The organism is Maribacter caenipelagi, assembly GCF_004364175.1.
In the GTDB taxonomy this organism is placed as follows: Bacteria; Bacteroidota; Bacteroidia; order Flavobacteriales; family Flavobacteriaceae; genus Maribacter; species Maribacter caenipelagi.
Window position 1 is genome coordinate 374,915 of sequence record NZ_SNZW01000016.1, and the last position, 17,297, is coordinate 392,211.

At 35.3% G+C, this 17,297-nt stretch carries 17 protein-coding genes; 8 read left to right on the top strand and 9 right to left on the bottom strand.

From position 1 onward, the window contains the following. Positions 1-53 precede the first annotated feature (53 nt). The 7 genes from DFQ03_RS14070 to DFQ03_RS14100 all read right to left on the bottom strand — a co-directional run bounded on the left by DFQ03_RS14070 (position 54) and on the right by DFQ03_RS14100 (position 5,324). Positions 54-419 carry a diacylglycerol kinase gene (locus tag DFQ03_RS14070; protein WP_133673809.1) on the bottom strand — a complete coding sequence of 122 codons (366 nt, stop codon included), beginning with the start codon at positions 417-419 and terminating at the stop codon, positions 54-56. 15 nt (positions 420-434) lie between these two features. Then, on the bottom strand, positions 435-938 hold the full coding sequence (tpx, locus tag DFQ03_RS14075; protein ID WP_133673810.1) for a thiol peroxidase: 504 nt from the start codon (positions 936-938) through the stop codon (positions 435-437). Between the two features lie 119 nt (positions 939-1,057). After that, positions 1,058-1,315, bottom strand: coding sequence for a DUF6952 family protein (locus tag DFQ03_RS14080; protein WP_133673811.1), 258 nt, complete (start codon positions 1,313-1,315; stop codon positions 1,058-1,060). Further along, positions 1,296-1,610, bottom strand: coding sequence for a thioredoxin family protein (locus tag DFQ03_RS14085; protein WP_133673812.1), 315 nt, complete (start codon positions 1,608-1,610; stop codon positions 1,296-1,298). Before DFQ03_RS14085 ends, DFQ03_RS14080 begins: the two co-directional genes overlap by 20 nt. A 71-nt stretch (positions 1,611-1,681) precedes the next feature. Next, positions 1,682-2,326 carry a peroxiredoxin gene (locus DFQ03_RS14090; RefSeq protein WP_058105832.1) on the bottom strand — a complete coding sequence of 215 codons (645 nt, stop codon included), beginning with the start codon at positions 2,324-2,326 and terminating at the stop codon, positions 1,682-1,684. Positions 2,327-2,549: 223 nt separating this feature from the next. Continuing rightward, the gene (nhaC, locus tag DFQ03_RS14095) at positions 2,550-4,028 is read right to left on the bottom strand and encodes a Na+/H+ antiporter NhaC (protein WP_133673813.1); all 1,479 of its coding nucleotides are present in this window, start codon (positions 4,026-4,028) and stop codon (positions 2,550-2,552) included. Between the two features lie 75 nt (positions 4,029-4,103). Beyond that, on the bottom strand, positions 4,104-5,324 hold the full coding sequence (locus DFQ03_RS14100; protein ID WP_133673814.1) for an aminotransferase class I/II-fold pyridoxal phosphate-dependent enzyme: 1,221 nt from the start codon (positions 5,322-5,324) through the stop codon (positions 4,104-4,106). A 150-nt stretch (positions 5,325-5,474) separates the two neighbouring features. On the opposite strand from DFQ03_RS14100, the gene DFQ03_RS14105 reads away from it, so the two are divergent. Next, positions 5,475-5,933, top strand: a complete 459-nt coding sequence (locus tag DFQ03_RS14105) for an Lrp/AsnC family transcriptional regulator (RefSeq protein WP_133673815.1) — start codon at positions 5,475-5,477, stop codon at positions 5,931-5,933. Positions 5,934-5,981: 48 nt separating this feature from the next. Next, complete coding sequence (gene lpdA / locus DFQ03_RS14110; protein ID WP_133673816.1) at positions 5,982-7,388, top strand: dihydrolipoyl dehydrogenase; 1,407 nt, start codon at positions 5,982-5,984, stop codon at positions 7,386-7,388. A gap of 70 nt (positions 7,389-7,458) precedes the next feature. Here lpdA and DFQ03_RS14115 read toward each other — a convergent pair whose 3' ends face one another. Continuing rightward, positions 7,459-8,643: a heparan-alpha-glucosaminide N-acetyltransferase domain-containing protein gene (locus DFQ03_RS14115; protein ID WP_133673817.1), complete on the bottom strand. Its 1,185-nt coding sequence runs from the start codon at positions 8,641-8,643 to the stop codon at positions 7,459-7,461. 128 nt (positions 8,644-8,771) lie between these two features. On the opposite strand from DFQ03_RS14115, the gene DFQ03_RS14120 reads away from it, so the two are divergent. The 6 genes from DFQ03_RS14120 (at position 8,772) to DFQ03_RS14140 (ending at position 16,696) form a co-directional block, all read left to right on the top strand. Beyond that, positions 8,772-9,155 carry an NADPH-dependent FMN reductase gene (locus DFQ03_RS14120; protein WP_243834508.1) on the top strand — a complete coding sequence of 128 codons (384 nt, stop codon included), beginning with the start codon at positions 8,772-8,774 and terminating at the stop codon, positions 9,153-9,155. 3 nt (positions 9,156-9,158) lie between these two features. Continuing rightward, positions 9,159-9,308: a hypothetical protein gene (locus tag DFQ03_RS19110; protein WP_243834509.1), complete on the top strand. Its 150-nt coding sequence runs from the start codon at positions 9,159-9,161 to the stop codon at positions 9,306-9,308. A 77-nt stretch (positions 9,309-9,385) separates the two neighbouring features. Beyond that, positions 9,386-10,696: a tRNA lysidine(34) synthetase TilS gene (tilS, locus tag DFQ03_RS14125; protein ID WP_133673818.1), complete on the top strand. Its 1,311-nt coding sequence runs from the start codon at positions 9,386-9,388 to the stop codon at positions 10,694-10,696. Beyond that, entirely contained in the window at positions 10,693-12,657 is a 1,965-nt protein-coding gene (locus tag DFQ03_RS14130; RefSeq protein WP_133673819.1) for a protein-disulfide reductase DsbD family protein, read from the top strand. The genes tilS and DFQ03_RS14130 overlap by 4 nt, the downstream gene beginning before the upstream one ends. 107 nt (positions 12,658-12,764) lie before the next feature. Next, a complete protein-coding gene (locus DFQ03_RS14135; RefSeq protein WP_133673820.1) occupies positions 12,765-15,158 on the top strand; it encodes a penicillin acylase family protein in 2,394 nt (797 codons plus the stop codon). A gap of 2 nt (positions 15,159-15,160) precedes the next feature. Then, a complete protein-coding gene (locus DFQ03_RS14140; RefSeq protein ID WP_133673821.1) occupies positions 15,161-16,696 on the top strand; it encodes a YifB family Mg chelatase-like AAA ATPase in 1,536 nt (511 codons plus the stop codon). Positions 16,697-16,723: 27 nt separating this feature from the next. On the opposite strand, the gene DFQ03_RS14145 is transcribed toward DFQ03_RS14140, so the two are convergent. Continuing rightward, positions 16,724-17,287, bottom strand: a complete 564-nt coding sequence (locus DFQ03_RS14145; RefSeq protein WP_133673822.1) for a hypothetical protein — start codon at positions 17,285-17,287, stop codon at positions 16,724-16,726. Positions 17,288-17,297: the final 10 nt, after the last annotated feature.

Sequence of the window (17,297 nt, forward strand, 5' to 3'; positions counted from 1 at the left end):
TCTGATGCTAAATTACAAATTTACGATGAGCTACGCGGAAACTAAAAACTAACCTATAGAATCTTAGGTAAGTAGATTATGAGTCCGACAATGGCAGATGCTATTGAAACCAGCATTACGGCACCCGCAGAAATGTCTTTTATGAATCCGATTTTGACATCAAATTCTGGTTGAATATAGTCTGCAATTTTCTCCACAGCGGTATTCATACCTTCAATTCCTAAAACCATTGCTATTGCAAATATTTGAAGTATCCATTCAGTACTCGAAATATCATGGTAGAAACCTACGGCGGTCATTACTATGGCGATGAACACCTGAATTTTTATACTTGCTTCGGTTCGTATCAAAAGAAATGCGCCTTTAAGGGCAAAGCCTACACTTTTAATACGATTTACCAAAAAGGATTCTTTGGGCATGAGTGTCCTTTGTTTTTAGTTCATTAATGCCTCTAAAGCAGCTTTGTAATTTGGCTCTTCTGTAGTTTCTGCTACTTGCTCTGTATACAATACATTACCTTTTTCATCAACTACAACCACTGCTCTAGAAAGTAAGGGAGCTAATGGTCCGTCAGAGAATGCTACATTGTAACCTTTACCGAAATTACCATCTTTAAAATCGGAAAGCATTTCAACATTTTCAATCCCTTCAGCACCACAAAATCTTGCTTGTGCAAACGGTAAATCTTTAGAAATACATAAAACAATGGTATTATCAAGCTCAGCAGCTTCTTGATTGAATTGGCGAACAGATTGTGCACAAGTACCAGTATCTACGCTTGGAAATATATTTAATACTACTCTAGAACCTTCGTAATCTGAAAGTTTTACTGTAGATAAGTCATTCTTAGTTAATTGAAATTCTGGAGCTTTTCCGCCATTTGCAGGTAAAGTTCCTAATGTGTGTATTTCGTTTCCTTTTAGTGTAACCGAAGCCATAACTTTTGTCTTTTTATAATTGAGAATGTGAAATTATAAAATATAAAGCTGAAATGAGCGGGAATATGATAAAAAAAGTCCTTTCATAATTGAAAGGACTTTGTGTTTTGTAAAAGCCATTATTTATCTATGGAGCCTAAAACACGCTGCATAAATTGATTCATAGCTTCTTTCTTTGGTATGCCTTGCTGAATACTGTTTGCAACATCTAAGGCACCGTACATATTAGAAATCAATTCGCCAATTACATCAAGCTCTTCATCTTTTAATGAAGGAAGCTCGGTCAAGGCTTCTAAAGTCTCAATGGTCTCTAGAACGTAATCGCTATCTTTTTCTTCAATGAACTCTGTCAGTAATTTAATTAGGGGTAATCTCACTGATCAAATCTTTTAATAGGTCGTACTTATTAGTTTGAACCTGATTTTTAATTTTTCCTTTCTCGAAAGATGCGAACGTTGGTAAGTTGCTTACATCTGCTAGCTTTCTTGATTCAGGAAATTTTTCTGCATCTGCCAATACAAATGTAATATTGTCATTTTGTGAAGCTTCTTTTTTGAATTTAGGCTTCATGATTCTGCAGTTACCACACCATGTTGCAGAATATTGAACTACAACATTTGGATTATTATCTATGATTTCCTGTAAATTATCTTGTTCTAATTCTAATAACATAATTAAAAATGTTTAAAGATTAATACAATGAACATGAAGTCAATAACTTCATGTTCATTAAAAAAATATACTTAGTTGGCGTGTGCAGAAAGGTAGCTAGCAACACCGTCTCTATTTGCAGACATAGCTTCTTTACCTTCTTCCCAGTTTGCTGGGCAAACCTCACCTTTTTCTTGAACGTGTGTTAAAGCATCTACCAAACGTAAGTACTCACCAACATTTCTACCTAAAGGCATATTGTTGATGCTTTCGTGTTGTACAACGCCTTCTTCATCAATGATGTATGTAGCTCTGTAGGTAACATTGTCACCTTCTACTTGAACTGTTTCTGTTTCTTCGTCGTAAACTTCATTTTGGATATCTAAAATACCTAAAACGCTAGATAGGTTACGGTTGCTATCTGCCAATATTGGGTAAGTAACACCTTCAATACCACCGTTATCTTTATCTGTGCTTAACCATGCAAAGTGTACTTCTGGAGTATCACAAGATGCACCGATTACCAAAGTGTTTCTTTTTTCGAATTCACCAATGGCTGCTTGAAAAGCGTGTAATTCTGTTGGACAAACAAAAGTGAAATCTTTTGGGTACCAAAATAAAACCACTTTCTTGTTATTTTTTTGTGCTTCTTCTAAAACATTAAGTTTAAAAGTATCGCCCATGTCGTTCATTGCGTTAACACTAATGTTTGGGAATTTCTTTCCTACAAATGCCATAATATGTTTTCGTTTTATAATTTATTAAAACACAAAATTAAGACTTGATAAAAGGATTACCGACTTTCTAAATTAGAAATTTCAATGCTAGGATAACTATTTTGAATAGCTAAGTTAATAACGCTATTTAGATAAGAATGACGTAATTTAAACGCATTAAAATTATCAGATCAATAGTGTATTATTGTCTAATGTGTAGATAAAGTAAAATAGGTGTTTCACTTTATTTTGAAGTAAGCCTTTTGATCTTAATATTAAATCCGGCGAATATAAATGTCATTATCGGACTTAACCAGTTGAAGATGGCGTATACAAAGTATTCAGCTACACCAACTCCTAAAACACCGCTATGATAGGCTCCACAAGTGTTGTAAGGAATCAATACAGATGTTACCGTACCAGTATCTTCTAGTGTTCTACTTAAGTTTTCAGGTGCCAAGCCTCTGTCTTTAAATGCTTTTGAGAACATTTTTCCTGGTACAACTATTGCCAAATATTGATCAGATGCCGTTCCATTTAAAACAATACAGCTTATACCTGTACTAAAGAATAGACCAAATGTAGATTTAGCCATTTTCAAAAGCGATTTTGTAATTCTTGATAAAGCACCTATACCATCCATAATTCCTCCAAAAAACATAGCGCAGATAATTAGCCAGATAGTACCTAGCATACCTGTCATTCCTTTAGAAGAAAATAAATCGCTTAACGCTTTGTTGTCTGTCGGTATATCGGTACTTACCGTAATTGCTTTTAGTATACCTTGATACCCAGATTGAAAAGTTAATTCTGATGATCCTGTAATACCGGCAACTATACCTGGTTGAAAAATTAGGGCAAAAAGAGCTGCTAATAACGTACCTACAAGCAAGGCTGCTAATGGTGGTGTTTTTTTAACGATTAGAGCTATAACTGCTATCGGTACTAAAAATAACCAACCATTGATATCAAAAGATGAATCAATAGATGCTAAAATTGCATCAACATCTGCTTCACCATTGGTTTCTAGACTAAAACCTATTATTAGAAATACAATAAGGGTGACGGAAATTGTTGGTACTGTAGTCCATAACATATATTTAATATGAGAGAACAGTTCGCCACCTGCCATTGCAGGTGCTAAATTCGTGGTATCACTTAGTGGAGAAAGTTTGTCTCCAAAATATGCTCCAGATAAAACGGCACCAGCAGTCATTCCTAAAGAAATGCCTAATGCTTCACCGATACCTATTAATGCAATACCTACCGTGGCAGATGTTGTCCAACTACTTCCTGTGGCTACTGATATAATAGCACAGATAATTACACATGCCGCCAAAAAGATGGTCGGGTTCAGAATTTGAAGTCCATAATAAATCATCGCAGGTATTATGCCACTGACCAACCAAGTTCCTGCTAACGCACCTACCATAAGTAAAATAAGCAATGCACCTGTTGTAGATCGAATGTTTTCTTCTACTTCGGCTATCATTTGCTTGTAAGAAACCCTGTTCATGAAACCTACAATTGCGGCTACTGCGCCACCTAATAATAGTATGAATTGATTTGAGCCACTTAAGGCGTCATCACCAAATACATACACATTATATGCCAACATAGCTACTAGGGCTATAACGGGAATTAAAGCGGCAATTATGCTTAATTCTTTATTGTCAACGATATGTTCGTTTTCCCTGTGTTCGTTGGTGTTCTGGTCTGACATTAAGTGCAAGTTTGGTTTCTACGTAATATTACGATTTCTGTTACTGATGTGCAAACCCATTTTAGAATTGAAAGATTATGCTTTTATACTTTTGACATCCAGTATATTAAGGTCTTCAAGACATTTTTTCATTAGTGTGTACGTTCTTTGAATGTCATCATCCAATCCTATTGAGAATCGAATTAATCCGTTTCCAAGTCCCATTTCTTCTTGTTCTTCTAACGGAATTTCTGAAGATGTGGAGCTTCCGGGTGCGCTGAATAATGTTTTATAAAACCCGAGGCTAACTGCTAGGTAACCTAGTTTTCTTTCTTGCATTAGTTCCATCAAAGCATTGGCATTTTCAAGAGTGCCTACATCCATAGTTATTAAACCGCCATATCCGTATTCCGGATTCATCTGATCTTCCATAATCAAATGTCCTGGGTGAGAGGGGAGTCCTGGGTATACAACTCTTAATCCGTCCTTTTCAAAATTTTCAGCTAAAAATTGGGCATTTTGGCTATGCTGTTTCATTCGAATGTGTAGCGTACGCATGTTCTTTAAAATCGATGCTGCTCTCATGCTATCAAGGGTGCTTCCTAAAAGCATTCCTGCTCCATTATTTACATCTTTAAGACTAAGGCAGAATTCTGTTGTGCCACAAACGACACCGGCAACACAGTCACTGGTTCCATTAATAAATTTGGTAAGGCTATGAATAACAATGTCAGCACCTAATTTGGCAGGTGATACGGTTAATGGAGAAAATGTATTGTCAACAATTAATGGTAGCTGATTTTTTTTTGAAATGCGTGAAAGTGCTGAAATATCTGCAACCTCTAAAAGCGGATTACTTACACTTTCGCAGTATATCATCTTAGTATTTGGCGTAATAGCTTCGGCTACGGCATCAAGATCGGTGATATCTAGAAATGTTGTTTTGATTCCGAATTTAATCAAGAAGTTTTTCATGAAGGCGTATGTGCCACCATAAATTGTTCTACTACTGATGATATGGTCGCCAGAATTACACAGCTGTAAAATAACCGTTGTTATCGCGCCCATGCCGCTAGCCGTTACATTGGCGCTTTCGGTACCTTCTAAAGCAGCTAAAGCTTCTCCTAAATATAAGTTTGAAGGTGAAGAATGTCTGCTGTATAAATAGCACCCTTCTGTATTTCCCTCAAAAGTGTCGAACATTGTTTTTGCCGATATAAAAGTATAGGTAGATGAATCTGAAATGGACGGGTTGACTCCACCATATTCGCCGAAGTATTGTAAATCTTGTAGGTCGTTGCTGTTTTTTTGGCTCATGATTTGTTGTTTTCTGTAAAAATACCTTTTGAATGTAAAATTGTCAATAGGTTAGTATTTTATTAGAATTTAAAACTATAATTAATATAATAATAGATTTATATTCTATTATTGTGTATTTTGTAACAACTGAACAGAATTATATTCGTTATGAAACTTGATCAAATAGATAATAGACTCCTAGAGTTATTACAAGAAGATAGTAAGAAGACCACTAAAGAGTATGCTTTAAAGTTAGGACTTTCTACGACTGCCATTTATGAACGTATAAAAAGGTTAGAGCGTGGAGGTGCAATTAGAAGTTACGTAGCCTTAGTAGATAAAGCTATTGTAAATAGGAACTTTACGGTATTTTGCCATGTGAAATTAGTACAGCATGTTAAGGATAATATTGCACAATTTGAAGCGCAGGTTATGCGTTTGCAAGAGGTAGTTGAGTGTCATCATTTAAGTGGTGATTATGATTACCTTTTAAAAATACACGTTCAAGATATGGATGCGTACCGAAATTTTATGGTCAATAAATTAACGACCATGAATCATATTGGTAGTACCCAAAGCTCTTTTACCATAAAAGAGGTGAAGCATTCTACTGCTATTCCTCTTTAAAACTAAAAATAGTATTAATTTTGTAAGACATTAGAAAACAAATATTTTATGGATCAATATGATGTAGCCATTATAGGCTCAGGACCTGGAGGATACGTAGCGGCAATACGTTGTGCACAACTAGGAATGAAAACAGCGATAATCGAAAAATATTCCACTTTGGGTGGAACATGTTTGAATGTTGGTTGTATTCCTTCAAAGGCGTTGTTAGATTCTTCTCATCATTACGAAGATGCTACCAAGCATTTCGAAGAGCATGGTATTGAAATTCCTGGTGAGATTAAAGTGAATTTAGAGAAAATGATTGCACGTAAGCAAGGCGTTGTAGATCAGACAACCAAGGGAATTGAGTTCTTGATGGATAAAAATAAAATTACCGTTTATGAAGGTGTTGGTAGCTTTAAAGATGCTACTCATGTTAACATCAAAAAAAACGATGGTAAGACAGAAGAAATAGAAGCAAAGAATATTATTATCGCAACTGGTTCTAAACCTTCAACTTTACCTTTTATAAAATTAGACAAAGAACGCATCATTACTTCTACCGAAGCTTTAGAGCTTAAAGAAATACCAAAACATATGATTGTTATTGGTGGTGGTGTAATTGGTCTTGAATTAGGACAAGTATATAAGAGACTTGGAGCGGAAGTTACAGTAGTAGAATTTATGGACCGTATTATTCCTGGTATGGACGGTGCGCTTTCTAAAGAGTTAACTAAAGTGATGAAAAAGCAAAAAGTAAAATTTGCGTTATCTCATAAAGTGAAGTCGGTTGAAAGAAAAGGTGATCAGGTAATAGTTAAGGCTGATAATAAAAAAGGCGAAGAAGTAGTTTTTGAAGGTGATTATTGTTTAGTTGCCGTAGGAAGAAAACCATATACAGACGGATTGAATGCTGATGCCGCTGGTGTTAAACTTGATGAAAGAGGTAAGGTTATTGTTGACGAGCATTTGAAAACAAACGTTGATAATATTTACGCTATCGGTGATGTAATCAAAGGTGCTATGTTAGCTCACAAAGCTGAAGAAGAAGGTACTTTGGTTGCTGAGATATTAGCAGGTCAAAAACCGCATATCGATTACAATTTAATACCTGGCGTAGTTTATACATGGCCAGAGGTTGCTGCTGTTGGTAAAACAGAAGAGGAACTAAAAGAAGCAGGAGTAGCATATAAGGTAGGTCAATTTCCTATGCGTGCATTAGGTCGGGCTAGAGCAAGTATGGATACTGACGGATTCGTAAAGATTTTAGCGGATAAAAAGACCGATGAAGTTTTAGGTGTACATATGGTTGGTGCTCGTTGTGCCGATTTAATTGCCGAAGCAGTTACAGCAATGGAGTTTAGAGCTTCTGCTGAAGATATTTCTAGAATGAGCCATGCTCACCCTACATATGCTGAAGCGGTTAAAGAAGCAGCGTTAGCAGCTACCGATGATCGTGCTTTGCATGTGTAAATAGCATAAATTTTTGATATAAAAAGGCAGCCAACTGGCTGCCTTTTCTGTTTTATAATTATATGTGAATTTAGTTTTTTATTAAACCTAGAACTCGTAATACTTTCTCTGTAGCAGATTTTAAAACTTCAAAAGCGATAATAGCGAATTGTTCTAAGTAAATTCTAGTAGTGGATAAAACGGAATGTATGTTTGCCTTTATTTCAGCTTTATGATTCTCGTATTTTAAAGCAAAAAAGGTGCTTGCGATCATAAATAGAATAGCGCCAGGTACCACTAAATACGGATTTAATGAATGATGAAAGAATCGGTATAAGCCTACTCCCGTAAAACTACCGTATAATATAATGAAATGAATGATGTAGATAGATAAGGTGCTTTGACCTATTCTTAGCCAAGTTGCATTCATTAAGAATTTTCTAAGTACTATGAATATAGAAAAAACAAGTAGCACATCACCCAAACGTATAAATAAGTAGTTGTTGTTAAAAATTGATTGAAACAATTGTATTCCAGTAGCTTCATAAATTGAAAGGAAAAAATCTGAAGAAAGGAATATCAATGTTAGTCCGGTTGCTATGTAAGCTGGTACAATATAATTATACAGGTTTTTACTGTCTTGGTATTTAGAGAAAATAACAGACATAAAACTACCAATAGTAGCATAACCCAACCATGGTATAATCGTAAAAACAGATCCATTGGCTTTTGTTAGGTAATTTGCAAAAACCTGCGGTAAAAACTCAAAACTAGATGCTTTATACATCGGTTCAAAAATGAATAGTAATAGGGTAGTAGTTAAAAGAATTGTTGGGAATATCCATTTTTGTTTTGCAGAGGTTAGTATGTAAAATCCGATAATGAATAATATCGATAACCCTATACAATGTAGAACATCTACCAAATAGAAAGAATCATAAATTTCACCTTTGAACAAACCAAAGATGTTTATTCGTAATAGGTAAGCAATGACCAATAGTTCTAATCCGCGTTTAATTCCCTTTTTAACTCGTGGGTTCGACCAACCGGTTTGCTTGGATCGAATTAATAAGAATGTAAAAATGAATCCAGATACAGTAAAAAATACTGGTGCGGTAATTCCTCTAAAATATTTCCAAGTACTGAACAACATATTAGAGTTGTCTCTAAAGGCATTATCAAGTAGGCCGTCTATAAAATGACCTTGTAACATCATTAAAATAGCCCATGCTCTTATGGCATCTAAAAAAAACAATCTTGACTTAGAGTTGCTCATTATAACAATTATATCCTATATACTTATAAAACAGTATGTTTAGATGTTTAAAACGGCAAAATTAGATAAAATATTCTAAGATGTATCGTAATTGAATTAAATTCGCAATCATACATTAAAATAAGTCTATGAGTTATGTTTTAGCATTTGCAGGTAGTAATTCTTCAGTATCCATTAATTATAAATTGGTAAAGTATACTGCTACTTTAATAAAAGGAGAAGAAGTTAGGTTAAGGGATCTTTCAAAATATCCATTTCCGATATACAGTCAAGATGCAGAAAAGGAAAACGGGTTCTCTAATTCGTTAGTAGAATTCAATAATGAAATTGCCAATTCTAAAGGGTTGCTCATATCGGTAAATGAGCATAATAGCTACCCATCGGCATACTTTAAAAATACGATGGATTGGTTATCTCGATTTGATACTAAATTTCTTGCAGATAAAAAGATTTTATTGATGGCAACTTCAAACGGTGGTCGTGGAGCTATCGGTGCTTTAGAAGTGGCGTAAAAAATGATTGCTAGATTTCAGGGCACGGTTGTAGCATCTTTCTCATTGCCGAAATATAGCGAGAACTTTGATGAAGTAGAGGGAATTACAAATGTTGAGCTTGCTAAGATTTATGCAGACAAAGTAGCTTCTTTTGTAAAGTCTATTTCTTAACTATAGAACGTACTACAAAAGTTAAATAAACCTAAGTCTTCCCTATTAGGTTTAGGGGACTTCGTTACCTTTGTTTCGTGTTTAAAGCTTTTACAAAACATATTAAAGATTCTTTTCCAGAATTGTTAGATACTCACTTCATCATCGCATGTAGTGGTGGTTTGGACAGTACAGTTTTAGTTGAATTGTGCCAGCAAGCTAAATTGAACTTTTCAATAGCACATTGTAATTTTAGATTGCGAGGCGCTGCAAGTGATGGTGATGAATCTTTTGTTCGTGAGTATGCCGAAAAAATTAAAAAGGAAGTCTTTGTAACCCATTTCGCCACCCTTGACTATGTTAATCAACATAAAGTTTCGGTACAAATGGCAGCTCGTGAATTGCGATATGCATGGTTTGAACAATTACTAAAAGAGAATAAAAGTTTTTACTTGCTAACGGCACATCATGCCAATGATAATTTAGAAACTTTTATTATTAATCTATCGCGAGGTACCGGTATTGATGGCTTAACAGGTATTCCAGAAAAAATCAATTATATAAGAAGACCTTTGTTACCTTTTACGCGTCAAGAATTGGAATCTTTTGCGCAGACTGAAAATATGAATTGGCGTGAAGACGCTAGTAATGCCGATACCAAATATTTGCGGAATAAAATTCGACTAGAGATTATTCCGAAATTGAATGAGCTACATCCAACTTTTTCAGAGAATTTTAGAAATACACTGGATTATTTACAGCAGACCGAAGCCATTGCTTCGGCTTATCTCAAGAAATTAAAAGAAGAACTTTTTGTTGCTAAAGGCGATAGGTTTGAAATTGAAATATCAAAATTGAAAGAGTTACGTCCGCTTTCAACTTACTTGCATGGTTTATTCAGTGCTTTCGGATTCAAGGAAATGGATAATCTTGAAGCACTGTTAGACGGACTAACTGGCAAGCAATTGGCTTCTAGTACACATGTTATGGTTAAAAACCGAGATGTATTGATTTTATCTACAAAGGAGAAAAGTAAATTAGATGCTCAGGAGTATGTGATTACGGAAGAAGAAGTACCTTTGAACCTTCCTTTGAACTTGAAATTTACTGTGGTATACGAACGTTTTGATAATACTGATAATGTGATTTTTGTTCAAAAGAATGCATTAAAGTATCCGCTGACAGTAAGAAAATGGAAAACGGGCGACTATTTTTATCCGATAGGTCTAAATCGGAAAAAGAAATTGTCAAAGTTTTTTAAAGATGAGAAAGTAGATGTCTTGTCAAAAGAAGAAACTTGGTTATTATGCTCAGAAGGGCAAATTGTTTGGGTTATTGGTATGCGTGCAGACCACCGTTTTAGGGTTACCGATACCGTTCAAGAGATTTTAAAAATAGAATGTAAATGATTAGATTTTTTGCTTTATTACTTTTTGTATTTGTATTACCACTTGGTACATTCGCACAAACTGATGATGAACCTGTAGTTTGGGAACATCATATAAATAAGATTTCTGATTCGGAATATGAATTGGTAATGCGAGCAAAAATCTTAGATGGTTGGCATATGTACTCTCAATTTACTTCAGAATTTGGCTCTTTGCCAAGTGAATTTACCTATAATGGTAATGGTACAATATATGAACTTATCGACGGTACAGAAGAGAGTAAAACCATAAAAGAATACAGCGAAATATTTGAGGTTGAAGAGACGTATTTTAAAAATGATGCAACCTTTACACAGCGTATTAAAATATTAGACCCGGCAATAAATCAGATTGATGTTGACTTGTTTTTTCAAGTATGTAAAGAGGTATGTATACCTATGGATAAGAAATTTATCTTTACCCTAGATGGTTCTGCAGCTCAAGAAATTATAACAACTGTTGATGACAGAAGTTTAGCATTAGGGCAAAAGTTACGATTAGATTTAAAGAATAAAGAACTGCTTGCCCAAGGTCAAGATAACATTGCAGAGACGACTAATATTTGGGTAATTTTCGGGTTAGGTTTTCTTGGCGGATTAATAGCTCTGTTGACTCCATGTGTGTTTCCAATGATCCCGCTAACGGTATCATTCTTCACCAAACATTCTAAAAATAAATCGAAAGGGATTGTAAATGCATTGCTTTATGGATTCTTTATTATTCTAATCTACTTTTTATTGAGCCTACCATTTCATTTGTTCGATTCTGTAGATTCTCAAATTCTAAATTCTATCGCCACTAATGTCTGGTTGAATTTATTATTCTTTGTCATATTCATATTCTTCGCCTTTTCGTTTTTCGGATACTATGAATTGACCTTACCAAGCTCATGGGCTAACAAAATGGATGATGCATCGTCTAAAGTTGGTGGAGTGTTAGGTATCTTTTTTATGGCCGTAACCTTGGCTATTGTATCTTTCTCTTGTACTGGTCCTATTTTAGGCGGACTACTTGGTGGCACTACTTTGGCGGAAGGTGAAGTGGCTACCAATCTTACCGCTGGTATGACTGGGTTTGGGGTGGCATTGGCATTGCCCTTTGCGTTATTTGCGTTATTCCCTGCATGGTTAAATTCACTTCCAAAATCTGGTGGATGGATGACTACCGTTAAAGTGGTGTTAGGCTTTCTAGAAATTGGTTTAGCACTTAAATTCTTGTCGAATGCAGATTTAGTAGGTCATTGGGATATTTTGAAGAGAGAAGTATTTTTGGTTATTTGGATTGTGTTAGGAATAGCAATGACATTATACTTATTCGGATTATATAAATTTCCGCACGATGGTCCTGTTAAGAAATTATCTTTTGGCAGAAAAGTTACTGCCTTTATAAGTGCAGCCTTTACCATCTATATGATATTAGGTGTTGCTAAAATTACCAACTTGAAATTGTTGAGTGGTTTTCCTCCGCCAGAGTTTTACAGCGTTTTTGAGCAAGAAAGCGATTGCCCGCTAGGTATAGATTGTTTCAAAGATTTTGATGAGGGTCTTGCGCATGCGAAAGAGGTGAATAAACCTATTCTATTAGATTTTACGGGTTGGGCTTGTGTTAACTGTAGAAAGATGGAAGAAAATGTATGGAGCGATGCAGAAGTATTCCCGATTATAAAGGATAATTACGTTCTTATTTCTTTATATACCGATGATCGAGAAGAATTGCCTGAAATAGAACAATTTAATTTTCAATATGATAGTGGTCGAGTTAAAGAAATTAGTAACATTGCTCAAAAATGGGGTACTTTTCAAGATGTAAACTTTAGCTCTATCTCTCAACCATTTTATGTGTTGCTTTCGCCAGATTTGAAAGTGTTGAATACATCTATTCAAAATTCAGATATACCAACCTATAAAAACTGGTTGTTAGAAGGATTACGAAATAATAATTAAATTATAGTTTTGTAGGATGTTGACTACTTGTCAATAAAAAGCAGAGCTGCGAGGCGTTTAATGTAAAAAATAGTTATAACTTGGGGTCAATTCCCCCAAACTGAACTATGAAAGCATTAAAAAAAATAGGAGCATTTCTGTTGGTTGTTATAACCCTTCTGATTATTGTTGTTGGAATATTCGCATACACCTTAAAACCAGATTATTCTGGTGAAAAAGAATTAGCAGACCTACAAAAAGAGGTCACCGTGTACTACGATGAATACGGTATTCCCCATATTTATGGTGAAAGTGAAAAAGATGCCTTTAGAACTTTGGGTTATGTGCATGCACAAGATCGTTTGTGGCAAATGGAGCTGTTGCGAAGAATCGCTAGTGGTGGTTTGTCAGAAGTTTTTGGTGCTGATTTAATTGGTACCGACAAATTCTTTTTATCTCTTGGTATTGCAGATGCTTCTAAAGTGTCCGCCACTAATGCAGATTTAAGTGATGCCGGAGTGATGTTGTCCAAAGCATACTTAGACGGCATTAATCAATTTATAAAGGAAGGACCAACACCTGTTGAGTTTTATCTTACTGGTATAGAAAAGAAAGAATTTGTATTAGAAGATGTTTATAATACTATAGGTTATATGGCTTTTAGTTTTGCTATGGCGCACAAGACCGATCCTCTTTTAACCACAATAAATACAAAACTAGGAGCCGAATACTTGAATGATTTGCACGTTGGCTCAAGTACAGAAACGGAGTGGATAAAAAATTATAACCCGTCGCAGTCAGACTCTATTCAAAATAATCTTACAGCAGCGGTCAATAAAGCATTGGGTGCATTAGATATACCGTTATTTGAAGGAAGTAATAGCTGGGTAATTGCTCCTGAAAAGACAAAGAATGGCAAAGTTATTTTAGCTAATGATCCTCACATTGGCTTTGCTCAACCGTCTGTTTGGTACGAAGCTCACATTGAAACACCGACGTACTCAAAGTACGGTTATCATATTGCGGGTATACCGTTTCCGCTATTAGGGCATAATAGAAAAATGGCTTACGGAATTACGATGTTTGAGAATGATGATGTTGATTTCTATTATGAGCAGAACAATCCAGAAAACGACAATCAATACTTATCTGAAAATGGATATGTAGATTATGAAATTATAACGAAGACCTTCAAGGTAAAAGATTCATCTGATGTTGAGTTTACATTTAAAAAATCAAATCACGGACCAATACTAAATGGAATAGCTGATCAAGTGCAGGGCGAGCGACCAATTGCTATGTCTTGGCTATACACTCAAATGGAAAATAGAGTAATTGATGCTTTATTCGGTTTAAGCCATTCTAATAATCTTAAAGAATTTAAATCTGCTTTACCAAAAATTCATGCGCCAGGTTTAAATATAATGTACGGAGACGATGAAGGTAATGTTGCATGGTTTGCTACTGCCCAACTTTATAAAATTCCAGATTCGATAAATACAAAATTGATATTTGATGTAGGAGAAGGGCTTCCGGTAGATAAAGAATTTATTAGTTTTAATGAGAATCCGCAGGCAATAAATCCCCCAAATAATTATGTGTATTCCGCAAATAATCAACCAGATTCTATCGCTGGTATGCTATACCCAGGTTATTATTTACCTGAAAATAGAGGCAAACGAATTGTGCAGTTATTAGAGCCAAAAAATGATTGGGATTTAAATGCTGCCAGTGAAATGATTACAGACGTTATTTCATCTGTCGATCCGCAAATTGTCACCAATTTATCTAAATATCTAGATGTATCATTATTGAGTGAAAATGGCTTAAAAGCAATTGATAGTTTAAAAATGTGGACGGGTGATTATGAATTATCTTCAGTAGAAGCAACTATTTACAATAGATGGGTGTATTACTTTTTAGAAAATACGTTTGAAGATGAATTGGATACGGAGCTATTTGATCAATTATTAAGTACCCATTTTACAAAAAGATTAATAGCACCATTATCTAAAGATGAAGAGTCTGTTTGGTTAGATGATGTAAATACGGCAGATGTAAAAGAAACCATGGCAGATATTGTGAACACCTCTTTTATGGAGGCAGTAGTTTCTTTGGAAAAAGATTTTGGCAATAATATGGATTATTGGCGATGGGAGCGAGTGCATAGTATTGAACACCCTCATCCTATTGGTCAAATCGCAGCCTTGCGGTCCTTTTTTAATGTTGGTCCTTTTCCGGTGAATGGTACTAGAGAGGTAATCAATAATCTAGCATTTTCTTATGATGAAACCGGATTTTACAAAACCACCTCTGGACCGTCTACTAGAAGGCTTATAGATTTTTCTGATATAGAGAATAGTATTAGTATTTTACCTACAGGGCAATCTGGTAATCCGTTTAGTAAACACTACAGAGATCAAGCGGAAATGTTTGTCAACGGAGAGTTTCGTAAAATGATGATGAATAAGGCTGAAATTCAAAAGAGTAAAGAAATCCTTACTTTTAAGCCAAAGGATTAAAAATGCTTACAAAAGTTTATGGGAGTGCAGTATTTGGTGTAGAGGCCACAACAATCATTGTAGAAGTAAATATCGATAAGGGAATCGGTTATCATTTAGTAGGGCTACCCGACAATGCTATCAAAGAAAGCAATTATAGAATAGCGGCTGCATTACAGAACAACGGTTATAAAATTCCCGGTAAAAAAATCACCATAAATATGGCGCCTGCAGATCTTCGAAAAGAAGGTTCTGCTTATGATCTTACATTGGCTATCGGGATTTTGGCTGCATCAAGTCAAATAAAATCTGAAGATATTGAGAAGTATATCATTATGGGAGAACTGTCTTTAGATGGCAGTTTACAACCTATTACAGGTGCTTTGCCAATAGCTATAAAAGCCCAACAAGAAGGATTTACCGGTTTCATTTTACCAACAGCAAATGCCAAAGAGGCTGCTATCGTTGGAGATTTGAAAGTTTACGGGATTGATAATATCAAACAAGTTTTAGATTTCTTTGACCAAGGCACGCCGCTTGAACAGACGATAATTGATACAAGAGAAGAGTTTTATAAGAATCTAGATTTTCCAGAATTTGATTTTTCTGATGTTAAAGGACAAGAAAGTATTAAGCGCTGTATGGAAATTGCCGCAGCAGGTGGTCATAATATAATTTTGATTGGACCACCAGGTGCTGGTAAGACGATGTTAGCAAAACGGTTGCCTTCTATTTTGCCACCAATGACGTTACATGAAGCTTTGGAGACTACTAAAATTCATAGTGTAGTTGGTAAGATTAAGAACATGGGGTTGATGAGTCAAAGACCATTCAGAAGTCCCCACCACACAATTTCGGATGTTGCTTTAGTAGGTGGCGGAGCTTACCCACAACCGGGGGAAATATCTCTTTCTCACAACGGAGTTTTATTTTTAGATGAACTGCCAGAATTTAAACGAGGAGTATTAGAGGTGATGCGTCAGCCGTTAGAAGATAGAGAAGTTACGATATCAAGAGCTCGTTTTACTGTTACTTATCCGAGTAGTTTTATGTTGGTGGCTAGTATGAACCCTAGTCCGGGTGGGTATTTTAATGACCCCGATGCTCCAGTAACATCTTCCCCTGCAGAAATGCAACGATATTTAAGCAAAATTTCTGGACCTTTATTGGATCGAATCGATATTCATATAGAGGTTACTCCGGTTCCTTTTGAAAAGTTATCCGAAGAACGAAAAGGAGAGAGCAGTGTCGATATAAGAAAGAGGGTTACGGCGGCAAGAGAGTTACAAACCTTAAGATTTGAAAGGATGGATTATGTGCATTACAATGCTCAAATGAATACAAAGCAGATTCGTGAATATTGTAAGTTAGACGATAAGTCTAAAGCCTTATTGAAAAATGCGATGGAAAGATTGAACCTTTCTGCCAGGGCTTATGATAGAATTTTAAAGGTAGCAAGAACTATTGCTGATTTAGCCGGTGAGCAGGCATTGAACGGTAATCATATTTCAGAGGCCATTCAATACCGTTCACTCGACAGAGAGGGTTGGTTGGGGTAAAATTTTGGGTTATAAAGAGGAATTCGTTTAAGAATATAGTTCCTCGTTATTAACATCGTCTTCATTATTTTTTGGTGCTGTAAATATATCTTTAAGTATGTAGCTGGTTACTATGGTTAGACCAAGCGTAAGGGTTGGTATAGAATAATCCCAATTTAATAATTGCATGAGACCACCACAGATAAGTGTAATTACGCCTATCACCATTACAAAATTCCATATAATTTCGGTTGTACTATTCTTGACATCACCATCTTTAGACATGAAATAGGCCGTTCCTTCCATTGCAAACCATACAATGAAGGTAAATGCAGTACCAATTTGAAAAAACAGCGTATGGGTAAAATCTAAAATTGTTAATAGTCCGTTGGTTGTCCAAAAAAGAACCAAAGCCATTTTAATTAAATCAACGGTCTTTTTTTCATCTTTTCTTGAAAAGCGAACTGCATATAAGACTAATATAGCAGCAAAGGAGATAAATATTATTCCTTCAGAAAAAGGCCAGTGAAGTATTCGCATTACCATACCAATCAATAGGGTTGCTATTGCTGCCCTAATGGGGTTTCTAAATGCTTTTTTAGAATTTTCCATGACTAGTTTT